Annotated in this window: 20 protein-coding genes and 3 pseudogenes; 12 read left to right on the top strand and 11 right to left on the bottom strand. The window is 44.1% G+C overall.

Annotated elements, in window-relative coordinates:
* Positions 1-30 precede the first annotated feature (30 nt).
* Both JCM10512_RS15535 and JCM10512_RS15530 read right to left on the bottom strand, forming a co-directional pair.
* Positions 31-1,349 (bottom strand): annotated as a pseudogene (locus JCM10512_RS15535) (acetylxylan esterase).
* A 203-nt stretch (positions 1,350-1,552) separates the two neighbouring features.
* Positions 1,553-2,926 (bottom strand): aminopeptidase P family protein, encoded by a 1,374-nt coding sequence (locus JCM10512_RS15530; RefSeq protein ID WP_044164570.1) that lies wholly within the window; start codon positions 2,924-2,926, stop codon positions 1,553-1,555.
* A 145-nt stretch (positions 2,927-3,071) separates the two neighbouring features.
* Here JCM10512_RS15530 and rpoN point away from each other — a divergent pair, with 145 nt between their 5' ends.
* The 7 genes and pseudogenes from rpoN to JCM10512_RS15490 all read left to right on the top strand — a co-directional run bounded on the left by rpoN (position 3,072) and on the right by JCM10512_RS15490 (position 11,173).
* Complete coding sequence (rpoN, locus tag JCM10512_RS15525; protein WP_044164568.1) at positions 3,072-4,556, top strand: RNA polymerase factor sigma-54; 1,485 nt, start codon at positions 3,072-3,074, stop codon at positions 4,554-4,556.
* Positions 4,557-4,609: 53 nt separating this feature from the next.
* Positions 4,610-5,281, top strand: a complete 672-nt coding sequence (locus JCM10512_RS15520) for a hypothetical protein (protein WP_148298429.1) — start codon at positions 4,610-4,612, stop codon at positions 5,279-5,281.
* A gap of 32 nt (positions 5,282-5,313) precedes the next feature.
* Positions 5,314-5,694 (top strand): glycine cleavage system protein GcvH, encoded by a 381-nt coding sequence (gcvH, locus tag JCM10512_RS15515; RefSeq protein WP_044164564.1) that lies wholly within the window; start codon positions 5,314-5,316, stop codon positions 5,692-5,694.
* Positions 5,695-5,762: 68 nt separating this feature from the next.
* A complete protein-coding gene (gene purE / locus JCM10512_RS15510) occupies positions 5,763-6,272 on the top strand; it encodes a 5-(carboxyamino)imidazole ribonucleotide mutase (RefSeq protein WP_044164562.1) in 510 nt (169 codons plus the stop codon).
* 104 nt (positions 6,273-6,376) lie between these two features.
* Positions 6,377-8,221, top strand: a pseudogene (locus JCM10512_RS15505) (4-hydroxy-3-methylbut-2-en-1-yl diphosphate synthase).
* Between the two features lie 1,773 nt (positions 8,222-9,994).
* Positions 9,995-10,612 carry a DNA-3-methyladenine glycosylase family protein gene (locus JCM10512_RS15495; RefSeq protein ID WP_044164558.1) on the top strand — a complete coding sequence of 206 codons (618 nt, stop codon included), beginning with the start codon at positions 9,995-9,997 and terminating at the stop codon, positions 10,610-10,612.
* Positions 10,613-10,645: 33 nt separating this feature from the next.
* Positions 10,646-11,173 (top strand): methylated-DNA--[protein]-cysteine S-methyltransferase, encoded by a 528-nt coding sequence (locus JCM10512_RS15490; protein ID WP_044164556.1) that lies wholly within the window; start codon positions 10,646-10,648, stop codon positions 11,171-11,173.
* Positions 11,174-11,254: 81 nt separating this feature from the next.
* Here the strand turns inward: JCM10512_RS15490 and arsA are convergent, their stop codons facing one another.
* The 8 genes from arsA to JCM10512_RS15450 form a co-directional block, all read right to left on the bottom strand.
* Positions 11,255-12,973 (bottom strand): arsenical pump-driving ATPase, encoded by a 1,719-nt coding sequence (gene arsA / locus JCM10512_RS15485; protein ID WP_044164554.1) that lies wholly within the window; start codon positions 12,971-12,973, stop codon positions 11,255-11,257.
* 14 nt (positions 12,974-12,987) lie between these two features.
* Positions 12,988-13,341 (bottom strand): arsenite efflux transporter metallochaperone ArsD, encoded by a 354-nt coding sequence (arsD, locus tag JCM10512_RS15480; protein WP_044164552.1) that lies wholly within the window; start codon positions 13,339-13,341, stop codon positions 12,988-12,990.
* Positions 13,342-13,345: 4 nt separating this feature from the next.
* Positions 13,346-13,579 (bottom strand): thioredoxin family protein, encoded by a 234-nt coding sequence (locus JCM10512_RS15475; RefSeq protein ID WP_044164550.1) that lies wholly within the window; start codon positions 13,577-13,579, stop codon positions 13,346-13,348.
* Between the two features lie 10 nt (positions 13,580-13,589).
* On the bottom strand, positions 13,590-14,288 hold the full coding sequence (locus tag JCM10512_RS15470; RefSeq protein WP_044164548.1) for an aromatic aminobenezylarsenical efflux permease ArsG family transporter: 699 nt from the start codon (positions 14,286-14,288) through the stop codon (positions 13,590-13,592).
* Between the two features lie 4 nt (positions 14,289-14,292).
* Positions 14,293-14,724 (bottom strand): nitrophenyl compound nitroreductase subunit ArsF family protein, encoded by a 432-nt coding sequence (locus tag JCM10512_RS15465; protein ID WP_044164546.1) that lies wholly within the window; start codon positions 14,722-14,724, stop codon positions 14,293-14,295.
* Between the two features lie 8 nt (positions 14,725-14,732).
* Positions 14,733-15,767 (bottom strand): ACR3 family arsenite efflux transporter, encoded by a 1,035-nt coding sequence (arsB, locus tag JCM10512_RS15460; RefSeq protein WP_044164545.1) that lies wholly within the window; start codon positions 15,765-15,767, stop codon positions 14,733-14,735.
* On the bottom strand, positions 15,760-16,266 hold the full coding sequence (locus tag JCM10512_RS15455) for an arsenate reductase ArsC (protein WP_081741379.1): 507 nt from the start codon (positions 16,264-16,266) through the stop codon (positions 15,760-15,762). The genes arsB and JCM10512_RS15455 overlap by 8 nt, the downstream gene beginning before the upstream one ends.
* An 82-nt stretch (positions 16,267-16,348) precedes the next feature.
* Positions 16,349-16,675: an ArsR/SmtB family transcription factor gene (locus JCM10512_RS15450; RefSeq protein WP_044164543.1), complete on the bottom strand. Its 327-nt coding sequence runs from the start codon at positions 16,673-16,675 to the stop codon at positions 16,349-16,351.
* A gap of 198 nt (positions 16,676-16,873) precedes the next feature.
* Here JCM10512_RS15450 and JCM10512_RS15445 point away from each other — a divergent pair, with 198 nt between their 5' ends.
* The 5 genes and pseudogenes from JCM10512_RS15445 (at position 16,874) to JCM10512_RS25145 (ending at position 21,074) form a co-directional block, all read left to right on the top strand.
* Complete coding sequence (locus JCM10512_RS15445) at positions 16,874-17,383, top strand: hypothetical protein (RefSeq protein WP_044164541.1); 510 nt, start codon at positions 16,874-16,876, stop codon at positions 17,381-17,383.
* A 109-nt stretch (positions 17,384-17,492) separates the two neighbouring features.
* Positions 17,493-18,332: a CvfB family protein gene (locus tag JCM10512_RS15440; protein WP_044164537.1), complete on the top strand. Its 840-nt coding sequence runs from the start codon at positions 17,493-17,495 to the stop codon at positions 18,330-18,332.
* Positions 18,333-18,445: 113 nt separating this feature from the next.
* Positions 18,446-19,111 carry a proline and serine-rich protein 1 family protein gene (locus JCM10512_RS15435; protein WP_044164535.1) on the top strand — a complete coding sequence of 222 codons (666 nt, stop codon included), beginning with the start codon at positions 18,446-18,448 and terminating at the stop codon, positions 19,109-19,111.
* Between the two features lie 24 nt (positions 19,112-19,135).
* Positions 19,136-19,822 carry a proline and serine-rich protein 1 family protein gene (locus JCM10512_RS15430; RefSeq protein WP_081741376.1) on the top strand — a complete coding sequence of 229 codons (687 nt, stop codon included), beginning with the start codon at positions 19,136-19,138 and terminating at the stop codon, positions 19,820-19,822.
* A 33-nt stretch (positions 19,823-19,855) separates the two neighbouring features.
* A pseudogene (locus JCM10512_RS25145) lies at positions 19,856-21,074 on the top strand (hypothetical protein).
* An 18-nt stretch (positions 21,075-21,092) separates the two neighbouring features.
* Here the strand turns inward: JCM10512_RS25145 and JCM10512_RS15420 are convergent.
* Positions 21,093-23,042 (bottom strand): biosynthetic peptidoglycan transglycosylase, encoded by a 1,950-nt coding sequence (locus JCM10512_RS15420; RefSeq protein ID WP_044164628.1) that lies wholly within the window; start codon positions 23,040-23,042, stop codon positions 21,093-21,095.
* Positions 23,043-23,049 lie beyond the last annotated feature (7 nt).

The following is a 23,049-nucleotide window of genomic DNA, read 5'->3' as shown; positions in this document are numbered from 1 at the left end:
TATGCGCTATTCCGAATATTGCAATCCATATTATTTCAAGTGTTTTTTAATCCAGAGAAGATGCCCGTATTCGGTATCGCTGGAAGTCCAATGCTCATTGATCGGTGTTATCAATGCTTCTTTGGGGCAATTCAGTGCGTTGTACACAATGTAGCTGGTTGTTGGCGGACAAACATCATCATTAAATCCCCAAGTGATAAAAGTGTCAGCCTGAATCTGTTTGGCAAAGTTTACGACATCGTAGTACGCCATTGTTTTCAGCTTTGCGGGCGAGTCCATATCTACCGAATTTCTGAAGAAGTGCGGATAGCCGCCTGCCCGTCCGGCTTTATAACCGGCCATATCACTCAGAGCGGGATGATTGGCAACGCAAGCCGTCACCCGTTGATCCAGTCCGGCAGTGATCAGCGCCAACGCTCCCCCCTGACTACCGCCTTGAACAATTACATTTTTGCCATCCATTCGGGAAGAGACGTTAGTAAATCAATGCTGCGCACGCAAGCCAGATACACCCGCTTCATATAGTAATTGTCGCGGCTGTCCAATCCGTTAGTCAGGTATCCGTTCTCTCCACCATTGAATGCGGTACTGATTTCTTTGAATTCCTCATCGCTCATCTCGGGATTTAGTCCGTGAATCTCGATCTCAAAACGGATAAAACCTTGTTCTGCATAGTACTTATGGCGTAAAGGTTCCTTGATCGTTTTGATTCCCGCTCCCGGAGGGCATAATACAACCGGATATTTTCCACCCCCTTTGGGATAGAACAAATAACCATAAATGCTCTGCCCACGGCGATTGAGTTGTAGCTTGATTAAATAGCAGTCGATTTTGTCCGTGGAATATTTGGCTACGTGCTCTTTGGTATACGACAATGGAAACGCTGCCTGTTCGGTTTTAGCTTTCTCCCAAAACTGGTTGAAGTCGGCAGGTAAGCTAGTGTAAGGTTGCAGTTTTTCGGGAGAGAAACCCACCTTCACATGATGCGCATACGTTTTTCCGTCTACCGTTGCTTTCACTCGACAGTCGCGGAAGCCGGGCTGTTTCATGGTACCGATTGGGATTACCGCTTTCCCGTTTTTGAGTGTAACATTACCTTGTGCGTCGGCTGGCATCATATCTCCACCGATCTCGTATGTCACCAATGCTTTGTCTACCGGAATGCCATATTTGTACATTTGTACCTCCACGGTGGCCTGTTCGCCGGTTTTATAAAGCCAGTCGGCATGGTTGGGCACGGTTGCCCAAAGCACATCGCTTCGGTAGGGATAATTTTCGGCTACTGCCCATAAAGAAGTAATTGATAAAATCCAGACGGATAGAAGTAGTTTTTTCAGGGTTCGATTCATTTTAGTATTCATTCTAATTTCAGGTTTGTTATATTGTAGGTGCAATATTACGGAAGATTCAGCAAAAGAGGGGCGAAAAAGTGTTATAATAGATGGAATATCTGGTAGGCTGACAAATATAGCGGAAGTTTTTCATCGTATTGAATAACTTCCGCTATATGTAAAAAGATAAAAATGGCAATCAGTGGCCAGATAATCTCTTCTTATCTCAATGCTTCCACTTCATCGGGTGTCAAAGGGATTTTCTTACCCAGGCGGCGTGAACCGGTTTCGGTAATCAGATAATCTTCTTCATTACGGATTCCGCCGAAGTCTTTATAGGTTTCCACTTTATCGTAGCAAATGAAGTCCGTAAAATTCTTTTCACTTCTCCATTTGTCGATCAGTTGGGGAATGAAGTAAATACCCGGTTCTACCGTATGCACGAAGCCCGGTTCCAATGGAATAGCCAAGCGTTGAGACTTACGGCCGAACTGTGTGCTCTTAGGTTGTCCGTTATAGCCAACCCAAACTTCTCCGAAGTTCTCCATATCGTGAACATCCAATCCCATCATATGTCCCAAACCATGTGGGTAAAACAGCGCATGGGCACCTTCACGGACAGCATCTTCGGCATTTCCTTTCATCAGGCCGACAGCTTTCAAACCTTCCACCATCACACGGGCAGACAAATCGTATACATCCATATACGGAATACCCGGGCGGAGAGCTTTTACCGATTCCAGATGCATCGCATTCTGGATTTCATAGATTTCGCGTTGGCGTGCAGTGAATGTTTTGTCGGCAGGCAGAGTAGACGACATATCGCCCGCATAACCCGACTCTACTTCGGCACCGGCATCAATCAGGAATAAATCTCCCGGTTTTACTTGATTGCCGTAATAGTGGTTGTGCAAGGTCTGTCCATTGATTGTGGCAATGGTAGGGAACGAAAGTTGGCAGTTGTTCGATTCTGCTACGCGGTTCATCTCCGCTACTACTTCATACTCATACATACCCGGGCGTAAAACCTTCATGGCGGCAATATGCATATCGGCTGTGACATTGCAGGCTTTTTCTATTTCGACAATCTCCTCTGCCGATTTATAGTTTCGTTGAGCCACAATGGCACGAATGAAAGGAACCGAACCCGCTTGTTGTGCCGGAGCTATTCCGAGCCAATCCATCAGTTTCAGTTTATGTTCAGGGCGATAGGGAGGCAAATAATGTACGCTTTTCCCTTTGGAAGTATATCGATGTAAATAACTTGTGATGTCGGCCGCAGGTATAACTTCGCTTATTCCTACTCGTTCACACTTTTCACGCAGCGTGGGTTGTGCGCCCATCCACACAATTGCATCGATTGATAATTCATCTCCAAAAATGATTTCCTTATCCTCACTGACATCGATGATGGCAGAAAGTCCGGGGGCGGAAATCCCGAAATAATAAAGGAATGTGGAATCCTGACGATAACGGAAAGCATTATCTTCATAATTCAGTCCACAGTCATCGTTTCCCAGAAATAACAAAATGCCAGATCCTATTTGCTTTTTCAGCAGGGCTCTGCGCTGCACATACGTCTCTTTTGCAAACATATTCTCTTTATTTTAAAGTTCGTGCAACAAAGATAAAGATTTTTGTGTTATAGGATTAAAAATCTTCCTACTAATCTGGGTAATCTCTCCGTAAAGAGTTACTTTTGTAGCGAGTATAAAGAAATAGTAGAAAGCTAAAACAGATATGGCACAAGGTTCCCGTCAAATACAAACGCAGGCGCAGCAACAGATACAGACGCTTTCGCCGCAGCAGATTCTGGTCGTGAAATTGTTGGAGCTTCCCGCAGTTGAATTGGAAGACCGTATTCATGCTGAACTATTAGAAAATCCCGCACTCGAAGAAGGAAAAGAGGAGAGTGTGACGGATGAGTACGCGGATGGCGATAGCTCCGAACCAGAAGGAGAGCATGAAGAAGCCACCGATTACGACTCGTTGGGTGATTACCTGACCGAGGACGATATACCCGATTATAAGTTGCAGGAAAACAACCGTTCGCGTGACGAACGTGTGGAAGAAATTCCTTTTTCTGATGCTACTTCTTTTTATGAAATCCTCAAAGAACAACTCCGTGAACGTAACCTGACCGATCATCAACGTGAATTGGTGGAATACTTGATCGGTTCGCTGGACGACGACGGCTTGCTACGTAAGTCGTTGGATAGTATTTGCGATGAATTGGCAATCTATGCCGGCGTGGAGTGTACCGAAGAAGAGCTTGAAGAGGCTCTATCCTGTTTGCAGGATTTTGATCCGGCAGGTATTGGTGCACGTTCCCTACAAGAATGTCTGCTGATACAGATCCGTCGGAAGAAAGAAGAGAATAGCCAAGACGCCCAGTTAGATCTCGAAGAGCGTATTATCAGCGATTGTTACGAAGAGTTCACCCGTAAGCATTGGGAGAAAATGGTTAAACGGTTGGATGTGACCGAGGAAAACTTCAATGAAGCCATTGCCGAAATAACGAAGCTTAATCCTCGTCCGGGTGCTTCGCTTGGAGAGGCAATTGGACGGAATTTCCAGCAGATCGTTCCCGATTTCATTATCGATACCTACGATGACGGTACTATAAATATCAGTCTGAACAACCGGAATGTGCCCGAGCTACGCATGAGCCGCGACTTTATGGATATGATAGAAGAGCATACCAAGAACAGAGCCAATCAGACGAAAGAGTCGAAAGAGGCCATGATGTTCCTCAAACAAAAGATGGATGCCGCACAAGGGTTCATTGATGCCGTTAAGCAACGTCAGAATACGCTATTGACCACAATGCGTGCTATAATTGATTTACAGCGTCCGTTCTTCCTTGAGGGAGACGAGTCCCTGCTCAAGCCGATGATCCTGAAAGATGTGGCGACACAGACCGGCTTGGATATATCGACTATCTCACGCGTAAGTAATAGCAAATACGCACAAACCAATTTTGGAATTTATCCGTTGAAGTACTTCTTCAGTGATGGCTATACAACGGAAGACGGTGAAGAAATGTCGGTGCGCGAAATACGGAGAATCCTCAAAGAATGTATTGATGCCGAAGACAAAAAGAAACCGCTAACGGATGATGAACTAGCCGACATCTTGAAAGAAAAAGGCTATCCCATTGCCCGTCGGACAGTCGCTAAATATCGCCAGCAATTGAATATTCCGGTAGCTCGGTTGAGAAAGTGAGCGATTAAGATGAATTTAAAACGTGTGTGTTAAAGTATAAACTTTTAATGTTGATGAATCGAGAGAAAGAACATATCGCAGCGGATAAGACATTGTTGCAAATCGCAAAGGTGACTTCAATCGTGTTTACCCCCTTTTCTATCCCTTTTCTGTCATTCTTGGTGTTATTCCTGTTTTCGTACCTCCGCATCATGCCGATACAGTATAAGCTGATCGTGTTGGGTATCGTCTACTGTTTCACCATTCTGACACCGACTATTACAATATTCCTATTCCGTAAAATCAACGGTTTCGCTTGGCAAGAGCTGAGTGAACGGAAAAAGCGGTATGTACCCATCCTGTTGACAATCATTTCGTATGTGTTCTGTCTGCTGATGATGCGAAAACTGAATATTCCTTGGTATATGACCGGTATTATACTGGCATCTCTGGTCGTATCCGTTATTTGCATTGTCGTCAATCTGAAATGGAAATTAAGCGAGCACATGGCTGGAATGGGAGGAATTATCGGTGGGCTGATTTCGTTCAGTGCGCTGTTCGGTTACAATCCGGTGGTTTGGCTTTGCCTGTTTATTCTATTGGCAGGGATATTGGGCTCGGCTCGTATTACGCTGGGGCATCATACACTCGGCGAAGTGATTTCCGGTTTTGCTGTGGGACTTGTTTGCGCTTTATTGGTGCTGCACCCTATCAGCAATGTATTATTCAGAGTATTTTTATTTTAAAACTATAGTATAAATCCTAAAAACTAATCATTATGAACTTTCCTCAAAACTTGAAGTACACAAATGAACACGAGTGGATCCGTGTAGAAGGAGACATCGCTTATGTCGGTATTACCGATTACGCACAGGAACAATTGGGCGATATCGTATTTGTCGATATTGTGGCGGTAGGTGAAACCCTGAACGCTAATGATGTCTTTGGGTCGATTGAAGTAGTAAAAACTGTATCCGATTTATTTTTGCCGGTAGCCGGTGAGGTATTGGAGCAGAATGACACTTTGGAAGACAATCCGGAACTGGTAAACCAGGATCCTTACGGTAAAGGTTGGTTGATCAAAATCAAACCGGCCGCTATAGCCGATGTGGAGGGTTTGCTTAGTGCCGATGCATATAAAGCGTTAATTAACGAATAGAAAACTGATTCCACTTTCCTCTTCGTGACAACGATCGGAGAGGGGAGTAGAACTTAAATTATTTATTTATGACTCCGATTGTAAGTATCATCATGGGCAGTACGTCCGACCTTCCGGTTATGGAGAAGGCGGCTCAACTGTTGAATGATATGCATGTGCCGTTCGAAATGAACGCTCTTTCTGCTCACCGTACGCCGGAAGCGGTAGAAGACTTTGCCAAAAATGCTCGTTCTCGCGGCATTAAAGTAATTATCGCTGCTGCCGGAATGGCTGCCGCCCTGCCGGGTGTCATTGCTGCAAATACTACTTTGCCGGTTATTGGCGTGCCTGTAAAGGGTTCCGTTCTCGATGGGGTAGATGCTCTTTATTCCATTATTCAAATGCCTCCGGGCATACCTGTCGCAACAGTTGCAATCAATGGAGCCATGAATGCGGCTATACTAGCCATTCAGATGTTGGCATTGAGTGATGCCGAACTGGCTGAGGCTTTTGCCGCTTATAAAGAAGGCTTGAAGAAGAAAATCGTAAAAGCCAACGAAGAACTGAAAGACGTTAAGTTCGAGTACAAAACCAATTAGTCACAACTGGCTGTCGATAATTGTTAGTCAGGCTGTACGCATACTTATGCGATGAGGCTTGACTACGTTGTGAATTGTCAATGGCTTCCTGTTAGTTGAAAAAGATGGATTTATTTAATTACTTTCGAAGAGAAACGACCGAGGTAAATATCGGAGCAGTACCCTTGGGTGCTTCCCATCCGATTCGTCTCCAATCGATGACCAATACCTCTACGATGGATACAAACGCTTGTGTGGAACAAGCCAAGCGAATAGTGGATGCCGGTGGCGAGTATGTGCGACTGACTACACAGGGCGTTAAAGAGGCGGAAAACCTGATGCATATCAATATCGGTTTACGCAGCCAGGGATACATGGTGCCGTTGGTTGCCGATGTCCACTTCAATCCCAAAGTGGCTGATGTTGCCGCACAGTACGCCGAAAAGGTACGTATCAATCCGGGTAATTATGTAGATGCACCCCGCACTTTCAAGAAACTCGAATATACCGACGAAGAGTATGCGCTCGAGACAGAGCGTATCCGTGCCCGTTTGGTTCCCTTTCTGAATATCTGTAAGGAGAATCATACGGCTATCCGTATCGGTGTCAATCACGGCTCCTTGTCCGATCGGATCATGTCTCGCTACGGCGACACCCCCGAAGGCATGGTTGAGTCGTGTATGGAGTTTCTGCGTATCTGTGTCGATGAACAGTTTACCGATGTGGTAATTTCCATCAAAGCCTCCAATACAGTGGTGATGGTGAAGACAGTCCGGTTGCTTGTCGTCGTCATGGAACAGGCCGGAATGGCTTTCCCATTACATCTCGGTGTGACCGAAGCCGGAGACGGAGAAGACGGACGCATCAAATCGGCGCTAGGCATTGGCGCATTACTTAGTGACGGATTGGGAGATACCATTCGCGTGTCGTTGAGTGAAGCACCCGAAGCTGAGATTCCCGTTGCCCGTAAGCTAGTCGATTACATACTGCTTCGTCAGGATCATCCTTTCATTCCCGGAGCGGATGCACCGGAGTTCAACTATCTCTCGCCTTCGCGACGGACTACCCAGGCTGTACGCAATATCGGTGGCGAACACTTGCCGGTTGTCATAGCCGACCGCATGGATGGTCGGACCGAAGTAAATCCGCAATTTAAACCTGATTACATTTACGCAGGCAGAACCTTGCCCGAACAGCGAGAAGAAGGGGTAGCCTATATTCTCGATGCCGATGTCTGGCAGAAGGAGCCCGGTACCTGGCCTGCTTTCAATCATGAACAATTGCCGTTGATGGGTGGCTGCGATGCCGAACTGAAATTCTTATTCATACCCTTTATGGCGCAAACAGACGAAGTGATAGCTGCTTGAAGGCACATCCGGAAGTTGTGATTGTTTCGCAAAGCAATCACCCCAACCGTTTGGGTGAACATCGTGGTTGGTGCATCAGCTGATGACGGAAGGACTGCGGAATCCCGTTGTCTTCTTCCAACATTACGCCGAAGACAATGCCGAAGACCTGCAAATCAAATCGGCTGCGATATGGGCGCTTTGATTCTCGACGGATTCTGCGATGGAATTTTCCTCTTCAATCAAGGTAGCCTGAGCCATGCTACAGTAGATGCTACGGCTTTCGGTATTCTGCAAGCCGGACGAATCCGTACTTCTAAGACCGAGTACATTTCCTGTCCCGGTTGTGGGCGTACGCTCTATGATCTGGAAAAGACGATAGCCCGTGTGAAAGCGGCTACTTCGCACCTGACCGGTTTGAAGATCGGTATCATGGGATGTATCGTCAATGGCCCCGGCGAAATGGCGGATGCTGATTATGGTTATGTAGGAGCCGGACGCGGTAAAATTAGCTTGTATAAAGGCAAAGTCTGTATAGATAAAAACATTCCTGAAGAAGAAGCGGTGGAACGCTTGCTTGAATTCATACGGAATGATCTTAAAAAGAAATCGGATATTGGCTGATGGGTTAAATCATCCGTCCAATTCCTTCCTCTTCCTTTGGGCTTTTCGTTGATTTAGGTGTCGCAAACGGAATGTAACTTGACTTGTCGTCATAGTCACTTTTTTGCGTATCTACCAATATATCAGCTACTTATTTTGCGTCTTCTTTTTTAGGTTGCTTCATTCCAATGCGTGATGCGCATGGCTTGCACCTAAAAAAGATAATTCATTCAGTAAATCAACCTCCAAAGAGTTCCCGCATTGTATGAATCTGATTATCAGACAAATACGTCAAAAAGTGATTATGACATGATTAGTTTGCACTTACACGCTTGAATAAGGTTTTGCAGGTGATCCTGATTCAATATCGCTCGTTTTTATTAAAGCTTGTACATGAATGAAGCAAACCTTGTACATGAATGAGGTAAACCTTGTACATGGTTCGGGTAACTCTAGTACTAGGTTCGGGTGACTCTAGTACTTGGTTTGGGTAACTCTTGTACAAGGTTCAGGTTACTTGAGTACTAGGTTATTAATACCCAAGCGATAGGCTATTAACACATCAGCCTTAGTCTATTAATACCTGAAAGCTTAACTAAAATACGCCAACTTCCTGATTCTATAGGACTAAGGAAACGAAAAAAAAGAGCCTGATGTTTTTAAAAAAGATCAGGCTCTTTCAACCAAAAGATCAGGTTCTTTTTTGAAAACGTCTAGATCTTTTTGAGAAAGAAATCCATGCAAAATCCAGCTTCGTTTGTAGTTTAAATCCTACTTTCCACTCCCCTACAAGAAAGAAAAAATATTTTATCTCTCATGGTCTCATTGTTTTGTGTTTAACTGTCAGTCAATCAGTTCTATATGCAATGAGAGATGTTTTCTGAAAGTGGTATCTCTCATCATTTTCCCGCATTTTCTCCCCTTTTTGAGCGGATCTCTCATACATTTTGGGGGATCTCTCATACTTTTTAGGTCTATTTGTGTTCCTAATTTCATCATCGGGGCTTGACAAAAGCACTTTGTAGAATGATACAGTACGCTCATCTCTTTGTCTTTTATTCGCATATTGTTCAGTATATCAGCCGCTTATTTTGCGTCTTCTTCTCTTAGATCACTTTCTTCTGAGGAGCGATAGCCATTGCTTGTTTTCTCAAGAAACAGAGTTTTCAATCCATTAAACAAGACTTTTCTTAAACCATATCGTGCGCAACTATTCGTAGATTTAAGCTGTCTTTTTTATGTTTATTCCCTTTTATTTCCTGTTGTACATATAGTGCGACGGCTGTTCCATAATATGTGCGACACTTGTTCCACAATATGTGAGTCAGCTGTTCCACATTATGTGGAACAGGAAATGTAATGGCAAAAAATGCCTTTTGCTAGTTGTTTACTACTAGCTGGCGGGAGATTTTGCCAAGTAGATAGCCTTTGGAAGTCGGTATTATCTATTGAATAGATGCAGGCTATCTCCCTCTATTTCATGCGGATCTCAGTTAAAGAAAGTAATGAATATCCTCTTCTTCTTGCTTTTATATAACGAGAAATATAGAGTCGCAATAAGGTAAACGAAACAAACTTTTGTTTCCATTGCCCCAACGGGATTGATCACTGATTTAGCTTTACTGTGTTATAAACCGGCTATTTATTCGTGCAAAAACGACGTTTAGGGTTAAGAAAGCGTAATGTTTACCCGGTTGCGTGCGATAAAATGATTGTATTCTCTACTTTCAGCAACGAGAGTTGCGGTAGCTCTCAGGTGAAAATGTGTTTAATACAATAATATAAGCTGTCTATATGGATACTTATTTTCAATACGATGAAATAGCAATCGAATATTTGAAGAAACGAGATAAACGATTGGCCGAGGTTATCGAAAAGATAGGCAAAGTAAAAAGACCGGTTATTACGGATTTATTTACTGCACTCATCCACTCGATTGTTGGACAGCAGATTTCTACGAAGGCACATCAAACTGTTTGGGCAAGGATGCAAAATGAACTAGGCGAAATTACGCCCGTTATTATGTATGATTTGCCCTTGAATGATTTACAAAGATTCGGCATTACCTTCAAGAAAGCTACGTATATCAAATCGGTGGCGCAGAAAATAATAGCCAAAGAATTAGATATAAATGCACTGCATACGATGTCCGATGAAGAAGTTTGTGCCAAGCTCTCCGAGTTGGACGGTGTCGGTACGTGGACAGCCGAAATGTTGATGCTTCACTCCATGCAAAGGCCGGATATCTTGAGTTATGGCGATTTGGCTATTCTTCGAGGGCTGCGGATGGTGCATCATCACCGAACCATTGACAAAGCCAGGTTCGAACGTTACAGAAAACGTTATGCTCCTTATGGATCGGTTGCCAGTATTTACCTTTGGGCTGTCTCAGGCGGAGCATCGAAGAGATGAAAGATTACGGTATTCAAAAAACAAAGATCAAAAGTGGAAAATAAAATAGTTCAGATACAATATTATCAATCCCCTTTTGGGGAACTGGTAGTCGGTTCTTTTGAAGATAAACTCTGTATGTGTGATTGGACGGATGAAAAACGGCGAATAACAATCGATCGACGCATACAAAAGATGTTGCATGCTGGTTATGAAGTATCAAGCTCGGATGTGATTGCGAAAACGATCACTCAGTTGGATGAGTATTTCGCACGCAAACGAACGGTATTCGATATTCCGTTGCTCTTTGTCGGGACGGACTTTCAAAAAACAGTGTGGCAAGAATTACTGAACATTCCGTATGGAAAGACTTTGTCGTACGGTGCCTTATCGCAAAAACTAAATAATCCGAAAGCGATTCGTGCTGTGGCCAGCGCTAACGGGGCCAATCCGATTTCGATACTTGTTCCCTGCCATCGTGTAATTGGTAGCGACCGCAAGCTGACCGGCTACGCAGGTGGGTTAGCCGCTAAAAGAGGACTGTTAGAATTGGAGTCGAATATTCAGATGGTGTTGTTTTAGTCAGATAAACAACTTTAGGCGAACTATCCACGGAGTGTTCACCTAAAGTCTGAGTCTGCGAATCCGGACGAATACTAATCGTTAGGCTTTCTGCTTCCATCCGATAACGGCAAAGTTACCGTTTGAAATCTCATCCACCTTTTCAATCCACCCGATTTCACTTTCCGCTTTTGCTTTTAGAAACGGGCTTTTGGTTGGCGTAAGCAACAAACTTGAATTAACTACCCACCATTTGTTCTTGATGCCGGCGCGTTGTAAATCCAATTGTAAGCGTTGTGCCTCAAATACAGGAGTAGCCTCGGGTAAAGTGATGATGACTACTTCGGTCTCTTCTTCATTGCGTAAGCGTGGCAGTAAGTTCTGAACGGCAGGCGTGATGTTTCCCTGTGTGCGTTCTACTTCTTTATGGTAACTTTGGGTGGAATCTAGTAGCAACAGGGTATGTCCGGTTGGAGCAGTGTCAATAACTACAACTTCGTTGTCCGCTTTGGCTACAATTTCGGCAAAGGCATTGAATACGGCAATTTCTTGGGTGCACGGTGAACGTAGATCTTCCTCGATGTAGCTTAGATCGGCATCACCCATTGCCTCTCTGGCCTTCTGCAATATATTTTTCTGATAGATGGCAAGTACTTCTTTTTCGTCGATATGACTAACGGTGATACCCTCGACCCTTGTTTCAATGAACGATAAGTGATTGGCCGGATCGGTTGTTGTCAGGTGTACTTTCACCCCTTTGCTTGCCAGGCCTCTTGCGATATGGCCTGCAATGGTCGTTTTGCCCACGCCGCCTTTTCCCATGGTGAAAATAACACGCTTACCCGACTGGTACAAGTCATCTATGAGGTTATCAATCGGTTGAAAAACATTGGTGTCGATCTCTTTTCGCATCACGCTAGCCTGTGCATCGTTGTTTAGCATCTTGCGAATGTTGTCAATGCCGGTCATGCTATAAGAGCGGAGCGGAATCATGCTGGTATTTAGCTTTCGCAAGGCTTTGGGGCGATTGTTTAGCGCATTTTGTTGCTGTTGGTAGATCTGTACGGATATTGCGTCGTCTTTATCATACTCTTCCAGTACTCCGTTGATAATCAGGTGTTGTGAAGTAATATGCAAATCCAGCAATTCATGCGACGAACGCTCCACCTCTTTCAGAGGGCTTTCGTCCGGGCGGCTTATCAAGATCAACGTAGTTTGTTTGCTGTCCGACAAGGTGCTTACCGCTTGCTTGTATACGTCTTTTCGATCTTCCAAACCGGAAAGTTGCCCCAGACAAGATGCTCCCGTTGTATTTTCCGCAATAAAGGTATTCCATGCAGACGGTAGTTGAAGCATCCGTAAAGTATGCCCGGTCGGTGCGGTGTCGAAGATTATAAAGTCGTATTCCCTCCTTTTGTCTTCATTGGTAATAAAATCTGAGAACTCGTTAAACGCAGCAATTTCGACGGTACACGAACCTGAGAGTTGCTCCTCCATGTTATTGATGACACTTTCGGGTAGTTTGCCTCTAAAGGGAGTGATCACCGTTTCCCGGTATTCAGCTGCTGCCTGTTCAGGATTAAGGTTGACAACGGTCAGGTTGGGTACTTCCTTGATCGATGTTCCTTTATTGTTTAGCTCCATTTCAAAGACATCTTGTAAGTTAGATGCGGGGTCTGTGCTGATTAGTAATACCTTTTTGCCATTGTCGGCAAGGCTGGTAGCCGTGGCGCATGCAATTGATGTTTTGCCTACACCGCCTTTCCCCGTGAAGAATATATATTTCGTCAGGGCTATTTCGGATGGGTTATATTTTTTCATATCTTTCTGCTAGTTTATTTTCTCACAGTTAGTTCTTCCTCGCTGACGTGTAGCCATGCGGCTATCTGTTTGTTGGAAGGGTATTGTTTGGTTAGCACAACTTTATCGTTCAAAGTGGTAATAGGCAATACTTCGGCCGATTCCTCCATCAAGAATGCATTGATCACTTTGTTCTCAACATAGACCTGCGGATGATCACGCAAATTAAATCTTTCTATCACTACGCCTTTCTTTTTCAGGCTCTCGATAACGACCGCTATACGCATCAGTTCAGGGTCGATATTCACACCACACAGTCCGGTGGGGCAACATAGCACCGGGTCGTATATCTTAACCGTTGGGCGGGTGTCTAATTTTAAATTCAACATAGCTTTATGATTTTATTAATTGTTTTATTTCTTCCTCAGTCGGAACGTAGCCTTTTATCTTCACCTCGCCGTTCACCACAATAGCGGGCAACGACATAATTTGGTATTTGACTATTTCCAGTATATCTTCCTCTTTCCTTAAGGTAGCCTCCCGGTTAGTCTCAGCAAGTACTTTAGCTACCTTCTCATAAACGGATTTACATTTGGCACATCCTGTACCTAATACGATTATTTCCATATTTTTATTGTTATAAACTGGTTACTATATAATAGATGCCCACTGCGATAAAAACTGCCGATACAATACGCCTGAACCAAACCTCAAAACTCTTCACCTTGTTGTAGAATTTACCCACGTTCGACAGGCTGTATGCCAGCAAGTAGGCGATAATGATAACTGGCAATCCGGTTGCTATGGCAAAGACCGGGGGCAAGAGTAAGCCCGATGCACTGCTAATGGTCAGAGGTATCAGCACACCAAAATAGAGCACCCCGCTGTAAGGACAAAATGCTAAGGCGAATAATACGCCTAAGAGAAAGGCATTCAGGTAGTTTGGCTTCATCTTCTTTTCGCTAACTTTCGACATGAGCCGGCTCAATGCGGGAATGTTGAATCTGATTACATCCAACATGAATAGGCCGATAACAACTAATGCAATACCGAGGTAAACTCCGCCGATGTTTTGCAGCATTTGTGCCGCATGAAACTTACTTGCGCCCAGATAGAACGCTAGCCCTAAAAGTGTATAACTGAAAATGCGGCCTAACGTATAAAAAACACCATTGAAGAGCACACGCTTCTTGTTGGTTATCTCTTTGCTCAGGTAGGCTGTTGCCGTTATGTTGGTGGCTAACGGGCACGGGCTTATAGCTGTCATTAACCCCAATACGAAGGCAGTCAGTACAGGAATATCCGAATTGTCTACTATCTGTTGAAGAACGTCCATATGTTTATGAGATTCGTTGGTTTACTTCTTTTTTTATTAGCGCGCTTAATGCTGCCGGATTGCTTATGGCGTTGGCGAAAGCTTGTTCGGTTATATCTACGAAGTTCTCGCCTTTGACAATAATCAAAGCATTCCACGAAACTTCGTATTTGTTAACCAGACTTTTATATTGCTTCTCGCTCGTGTCTATTTCGATGAATCTCACCTTGGCGTTGCCTGCATAGGTTTCTTTGATGGTTTCTTCGGTCAGTTCTCCCACGGCTATGCAAGTCTTGCAGCGTTGCTTACCGTGAAAATAGTAGATGGTTACAGTCGAGGAGTCGCCTGCTGAAACGATTTGTTCTTCTGCCTGCTTTTCTGCTTGTTGGACTCCTGCCTTATTACCGCACGATACGAGGAACAGGGTAATAAATGCGATAAAGATATTTTTGCTCATACGCTGATTTATTTATAGTATTTCTTTCTCAGCCGGAAGGCTATATTTACCAAAAAGATAAGTACCGGTACTTCAACGAGGGGACCGATCACACCTGCAAAGGCTTGTCCGCTATGAATGCCAAATACACCGATAGCAACTGCAATGGCCAGCTCAAAATTGTTGCCCGTGGCTGTGAACGAAATCGAAGCGTTCTGATCGTAAGGCGCTCCCATCAGTTTACTTGCGTAGAAGCTCAGAAAGAACATGGCAACGAAATAAATTAATAGCGGGATGGCAATGCGTACTACATCCAGTGGTATCTGTACAATCAGTTCCCCTTTCAAACTGAACATTACGACAATTGTAAGCAATAAGGCGATCAAGGTTATCGGAGAGATTGCGGGGATGAATTTGCTTTTATACCATTCTTCTCCTTTGAGTCTGACTAATATCAGGCGGCTGAGAATACCCATTAGAAATGGAATGCCCAAATAGATGGCAACTGTTTGTGCAATAGTGCCGATAGATATATTCACTAGCGCACCTTCAAAACCGAATAAGACAGGTAGCTTGGTTACGAATATCCATGCGTAGAAACTATAGAAGAATACCTGAAATATACTATTCAGGGCAACCAGTCCTGCTCCGTATTCGGTATTACCCTCCGCTAAGTCGTTCCATACAAGTACCATCGCGATGCAGCGGGCTAACCCGATGAGGATAACACCAACCATGTATTCGGGATAGTCGTGCAAAAAGAGGATGGCAAGTACGAACATTAGTATCGGACCGATAATCCAATTCAGCACTAACGATACGGTTAGTATTCTTACATTTGAAAAGACTTTCGGTAGTTGCTTATAATCGACTTTCGCCAGTGGAGGATACATCATCAGGATGAGGCCGATTGCCAAAGGAATGTTGGTGGTTCCACTCGACATCGAATTAATAGAATAGCTGAACGATGGGAACAAATATCCCAACCCTACACCGATAGCCATTGCCAGAAAAATCCATAGGGTCAGATTCTTATCCAGAAAACTCATTCTCTTTTTATTCATAGTCTTTTATTCTGTTTGTATATAGTGCGAGAAATTTGACTTTGATTTCATCTCTTACCCGGATGTATTCGGATTGTATAAAATCGGGTGTGCCTGTTGCTTCAGACGGATCATCAAACCCAATGTGCAGGCGATTCTTTACTTTACCCGAAAATGTCGGGCAACTTTCGTTGGCACCGCCGCAAACGGTAATCACGTAATCCCATTCATCGGCTAAATATAGTTCTACACTGTTGGAGGTATGATGCGAAATATCGACTCCTGCCTGTCGCATAACTTCTATCGCTTGCGGATTAACTTGTCCGCTGGCCTTTGTTCCTGCGGAATAAACGAGCAATCGCGGATCAAAGGATTGTAAGAAACCGTGTGCCATCTGGCTGCGACAGCTATTTCCTGTGCAAAGGATTAGGATCTTAGGCAGTGGCTGGTTTGTTGTAAGTTGTCGATTATCATCATCCTTGCATGGATCGGGTTGAAAGTTGGAAATTACGTCTTGCATATCTGTATTTATTTGAAATATGTTTCGTATTTATACATACTATTCGTGATTCGTAGAACTACGAACAACTGAAGCAAATTTTTTATATGTCGCCGCAACTCTCTTCATTATTAACTTCAACGAATAGAGCAGCAAATAGGCTCTTTGCCTTTTCCCAGTTCTCTTTGTGGATGCAATATTTAACTGTCGGCAATGTAATTGTACCTTTTATTAGTTCGGCATCTTTAAGTTCGTTCAAGTGTTGTGAGAGTGTGCTTTTGGCGATGGGAAGCACTTCAGACATATCGCCGTGATAACAACAGGATTGGTTAGCAAGCATTTCTAATATGGCTACTCGGATGGGGTGTCCCAATGCTTTGGCGAAGCGCGCCAATTGCTCTTGTTCGGCTGTTAATTCTTTCTTAGACATCTCTTATGACTTTTCTTGTTCGCAAATATACGAATGCTTTTCTTGTTCGCAATTATACGAACTCTTTTTTAAGGAATTATGTGCTATCTTTTGCATTTATACGCATTCTTCTAATCAAAAGCATGCAGTATTTTGTTCTTTTAGTTGTTTATAGCCATAACTTAGAAAATAGTATGTTTAACTTAAAAGAATAAAGGTATGAGTAGAAAGAATTTAAAAGCCCTGATCGTTTTGGCGATGGGAGGCGGATTACTGTTCGCATGTCAGAGTGGAGCTAAACAAGCTCAGGCTGATGCATCCAGTGTAGATAGTGTCAAAGTAGAATCAGCTGTTGGTACTGCGGATATTCCGTATAGTTTGGTCGAGCGTTACTTCGTGAAAAATACGGTGAAGAGTCTCGAAAGCCCGAAGATCACCACGCCGGAGGCATTTGACAATGTGTTTGGAGCCGCTGCGGTAATGGGCGAAGGTGGGAGACCGACTGTGATTGATTTCTCGAAACAATATGTGATAGCTGTCGTGCTGCCGGAAACTGAATATGCTACGACACTTTCACCGGTCAGCTTGCAGAAGAACGAGAACGGCGAGGTGCAGTTTACTTATAAGGTAGCGAAAGGAGAGAAGCAGACTTATACCCAACGCCCTTGCCTGGCTATTTTGGTAGACAACAGCCAAGAGGGAAATGTAGTTTTGAAGGAAGTAGAGTGACAGATCGTGTGGAGTAAAAACACGTGAAAGTTGAAACTAAACCGGTTCACTTGAAAAGATGTGTTCAAAATAGCTTATCTTTGTTCTCTATATAGTAAATGGAAACAATATGAGTATCGAATTAGGAAAATTCAATCAGCTGGAGGTAGTTAAGGAAGTCGATTTTGGCATGTATCTGGATGGGGAAGAAGAAGGAGAAATCCTTTTACCCACTCGTTACGTACCCGAAGATTGTAAGATAGGCGACTTCTTGAATGTATTCCTTTATCTGGATATGGACGAGAGACTGATTGCCACTACGCTGACACCGTTGGTACAAGTGGGACAGTTTGCCTGCTTGGAAGTCGCTTGGGTCAATCAGTTTGGAGCTTTTCTGAATTGGGGACTGATGAAAGACTTGTTTGTGCCTTTTAGTGAGCAAAAGATGAAGATGCAGGTGGGACGAAATTATGTTGTTCATGTGCATCTGGATGAAGAAAGCTACCGGATTGTGGCCTCGGCAAAGGTTGAACGCTACCTGTCGAAAGATGTGCCGGAGTATTCGCCGGATGAAGAAGTGAATATCCTTATCTGGCAGAAAACTGATTTAGGATTTAAGGCGATTATTGATAATAAATACAGCGGCTTGCTGTATGAGAATGAAATATTCCGTCCCCTTGAAACAGGCGTACAGACCACAGCTTTTGTAAAGCAGGTGCGCGAGGATGGAAAAGTGGACCTGATGCTCCAAAAAGCAGGATTCGCTAAAGTCGATGATTTTGCGAAAACCTTATTGGAGTATATCAAAGAACATGGCGGACGGATTTCCCTGACCGATAAAAGCCCGGCGGATGAAATCTACGATGTGTTTGAGGTAAGCAAGAAGACATTCAAAAAAGGGGTGGGCGACTTGTATAAAAAACGCTTGATAACATTGGAAGAGCATGGTATTAAGCTGGCAGGTTCCTAAACAGAATAGGGAAATCCCTACACATGAATAGAGAGAATCATTAGGGTGGGGAGTTTCCTCACCCTATTTTTGTAACATCACTAAAAGATCATAATAACTAAAAACGTAGAGTTATGCGTAAGATTATAGTAAGCCTCTGTATCCTGTTTGCAGCCCTAACATTGAAAGCTCAAACAATTAGCGGTATCCGTGTAGACGGTGGCAATATCCCGGTTCTTGTTTATATCAGTGGAAATCAGATGTGCTTGCCGACTACTACTTGTTTTGTAGCCAACCTTCGGCCGGATTATTATCGCATCGAGGTGTATGCCACTCGAAACACTCGTCCGGGCGAGCGGGTTTGGAGAGGTGATAAATTGTTTGATGAACGTATGTACTTCAATGGAAATGAGTTGAAAGAGATCTACGTAGGACGAAACAATGATCGACCGGACCGCCCGGGAACAGGAGATTATCGTCCGGGGCGCGACCGCTATGATCGAGTGATGGATGATCGGCTTTTCAGCGACTTTCTAACCCGAGTGAAAAAAGAACCTTTCTCGGATAATCGAATGAAACTGATTGAAACAGCGTTGGTCAACTCCTATTTCACCTGTGGACAATGTCTTAGCTTGGTAAAGCTCTATACGTTCGATGATGATAAGATGAAAATCATGAAGATGATCTACCCCCGGATCGTAGACCGGGAAGGCTTTTTTACACTGATCGATTCATTGACATTCTCATCGAATAAGGATGAAATGAACGACTTCGTAAAGAGTCAAGGGAATCGAAGATAAATTATTCACTTAAAACGTACGATTATGAAAAGGATACACATTATTCTGCTGTCAGTACTACTAATTCTCATTAGCAGCTGTAGTACTACTTATACTTCGATGAAGCGCGTGATGCAAGTACAAGAGGGTATGAGCCAACGAGAGGTACAAGGATTATTGGGTACTCCCGACTATCGACGTTTTGACGGATATCTGGAAGAGTGGGAGTTCTATCGCGAGAATGGCAACGTCTTAATTTCAGCTCCAATGACCATTCTCATACAGTTTGTGGATGGAGAAGTCACTCGGATGAATACATATGCCGGATACGGCAGTACACCCGTTCCCTCTTCGGTAGTTGTCTCTCCGGCCGTGGTTCCCGGTATAGAACCGCTTGGTATATCTCCGTATGAAGATCGTTATTCGGCAAACGTGGGGCGTATCGATTTTAGGGCACTTCCTCCTGCTGATTTTGATTTGTTTTTCAGAGAATATAGAAACGAACCTTTTGATTCGGGAAGAGTCCGGATGCTGGACAACTTAACGTCCTCTTCCAACCTAACCTGTCGACAATGTTGCGATCTGATCGATCTATGCACCTACGATAGTGAGAAGAAGAAACTCATCAAACGGCTCTACCCGGCAATTGCTGATAAGAAGAATTTCCAGATCGTATTGGATAAACTCACTTTTGAGTCGGACAAGCGCGAAATAAGGCAGTCTGTGAAATAGTTGAACTCCATGTGTAACTAAAAAAAGAAAATTATGAAAAAATATCTGTTTATACTGTTTATGGCTGTCACCACCACTGCAATGGCTGGTATGAGTACGAGTAAAGTACGCAAGGAAACACGTTTCCTTACCGATAAGATGGCCTATGAATTGGACTTAAATACTTCGCAATATAATGATGCTTATGAGATAAATTATGATTTCATCTACTCGATCCGTAACATTATGGATTATGTAGTGCGAGGTGAAGAATGGGCGATGAACGACTATTACGAAGCGTTGGATATTCGCAACGATGACCTTCGTTGGGTATTCAGTGAATCGCAATACCGTAGATTCTTGGGTGCTGATTATTTCTACCGACCGCTGTATATCAATGGAGGACGCTGGAACTTCCGGGTTTATATCAATTATCCGAATACCCGCTTGTTCTACTTCGGCATACCTTATCATTACCGGACATATAGTGGCGCACACTATCGTCCTCACTACCATCATGTAAGCTATTATCGGGGAAGATATAATCAGTTTGGCCATTATTCCCGTCCGTATCGGATTCGCGATGAGAGAGTTTTTCATTCGTATCGCCGCTCGGATTTCGGATCGGTCAATATGCGCCCGAACACATCCAACCGTCCAAGTAATGCACCTACGTCCGGGAGTTTCGAATCGTCCGGGCAACTCAGGTAGACCGGGTAACGTTTCTCGTCCGGGCAATACTAACCGTCCCGAAAATTCAAACCGTCCGGGTAGTACAACTCGTCCCGGTAATACAACAAGACCGGGAAGCGGCAATACAATCCGTCCTGAAAACTCAAATCGACCGGGGAATACAAGCCGTCCGGAAAGTACCAATCGTCCGGAGTCAACAACTAGGCCTCGTCCGGAAACAGGAACTACTCCTTCGAGAGAGACTAGGCCCGGAAGAGAAATTACCCCGGATAGAAATGGAAGTTCTACCGGCAACCGAGGTGAAGGAAGCACAAGTAGCGGACGTCGCCCGTCGACTTCCGGTTCTTCGACCACCACTCGCCCATCCAGTACTAATTCTGGAAGTAGCCGAGAGAGTGGACGCTCTACCGGCAGTAGCAACCGGACGACAACGAACCGGAGCAATAGCAGTAGTTCGACTCGCAGCAATGTTTCGAGCCAACCGTCCGAAAGGCGGTCGTCTACCGAAAGCACGAGAAGTAGCAGCAGCAGAGGTAGTAGCTCTCGCTCTTCCGAACGTGAAACGAATTCAAGAAGATAACTTAGACCTTTATAATTATCACTCCTCCTTCGATACAGGAGAATTAGACTCTGGTTTTGGACCAGCTAAACTGTTTCGGGCATCGCCCGTAATTTGGATGTCGGGGCGGATACTATCTGCTTCGACATCACTTATTAAACCTTTCTTTGCTAAACGTCCGGCAAGCAGTTTATAATACCCCTCCATATTCTCTTTCAGTTGTCCGCCTTCGGCAAAAGAGCGGCGGTAATGTTTGGGCTTCGGTATGATAGAGGCCAAGAAAATACTTTCCTCCGTGCTCAGTTGAGACGGACGTTTGTTGAAGTAATAGGTAGAAGCCTCCTGAATGCCATAGACTAGCGGTCCCCATTCGGCTATATTCAGATACACCTCGTACATCCGATCTTTCGAAGTCAGTCGTTCCGTTTCTATCAGCCATACGATTAACGCCTCTTCCAGCTTGCGCGCAAAGTTCTTACTTCGATTCAGAAATACATTCTTGACCAGTTGCATGGTAATGGTACTTCCTCCACGTGCAAAACGCTTCACTTGCAAGTCGTAAATCAGTGCTTCGCGCAAAGCATCCGGTAAGAATCCCCGGTGGTAGAAGAACGCTCCGTCCTCGCTTTGAAGAACAGACATCCGCAGAATCGGTGAGATACTGTCTAACGGGGTGAAGTGTTCCCAAGAAGGTCCTATGGGAAATGATCGTACCGGCATCCCGTTCTCATAAGCAGTGTACATAAACTCACCATTCATTTTGGCAAGTGATGTTTTTCCGTAGGCGGTAATCTTGAATTCTTTTTCTTTCAGTTCCGATTCCAACTTGAGGCTGTCGAGTCGGGCGAAGTCAACGTCTAAAAATAGATGATAGGCTAGTGAGCCACTAGTCTTTATTCCTTCCAGATTACTGAATAATCCTTTAGGTAAGGAGCTAAACAGGTCATCAGCCGGAAACCAAGGTTTATCGATTGAAGCTGTTAAATGCCATTTACCCGCATTCTTTTCCGCGCGTAAATAAGGTTGGAACTGAAGCTTATTGAATAAAACAGTGGTAGCACTATCTATTTCGATAGCTTGTTCGCTCAGATTCACCCGATAATTTAGTTGTCCTCGGTCAAGGTAGATTGCTTCAGGGGATAGAGCTTTATGGAATACATCTAATCCGTTGATCCTCGCTTTTCCTGTCAGGCAGATCCGGTTGCCCGATAATACCTCCTTCGTCAGGCTATAAGATAAGGTGTCGAAAGTTACTTTGGCACCGAAACGACGTGTTATATAAGGTAAAGTAATCTTTCGGGAGTCGGCAGCGTATAGGTTTGCTTTCAGAGTACTGGCATGTTGCCGAAGTTCTCCGGTCATAATCCAATGCTGAGATAAGGTGTCTTCCTGAATATCGACAGCGGACCGGAAACGGTTCTCTTTAACTAAAAGAGACGGAATATGAATGGCTACAAAGTTACTATCCTTCCGCTCCGTGATTCGTATATGTTCCAATCGACCGTTTTCGGGCAAAAGACCATAACATAGGTCTAGCACCTTATTGACCTTTTCGGCATAGCTTGTTCGGGAAGATGTTTCCTGTGTCCGATCTTGCTCATCCTTTTTGAAAAGAAAATCATAATTGGCAATGGAATCGTGCTTGACAAGTGCCAGTGTGAGTCCGTCTACGGTTACATGATTCACCTCGATTCTGCGGGTAAGAAGTTTCCAAAAGTTGAGCTTAATGTTGACCGACTGGAGAGTCAGCAATGTGTCTCGTTGGTTGGGCACCATGGAGAGACGCTGAAGAATCACTTCATTCAGGCCATGCATCTCTAACTTATCATAATGGATGTGCAACCCATTGGTTGCTTCAAGACGAGCAGTACGTTTATTAACGATACTCCGTAGAAGGGCATTCCGCCCTAGATATATGCTGATAAGGCAGATGAGGAATAATCCGCCGGCAGATAACAACAGTATTCTCTTTAGACTGTTTCTTTTCATCATTTGT

This window comes from Bacteroides reticulotermitis JCM 10512, from assembly GCF_000517545.1.
Classification (GTDB): domain Bacteria; phylum Bacteroidota; class Bacteroidia; order Bacteroidales; family Bacteroidaceae; genus Bacteroides; species Bacteroides reticulotermitis.
The sequence above is the reverse complement of the archived record's forward strand: the minus strand, read 5'-3'. Positions and strand labels throughout refer to the sequence as shown.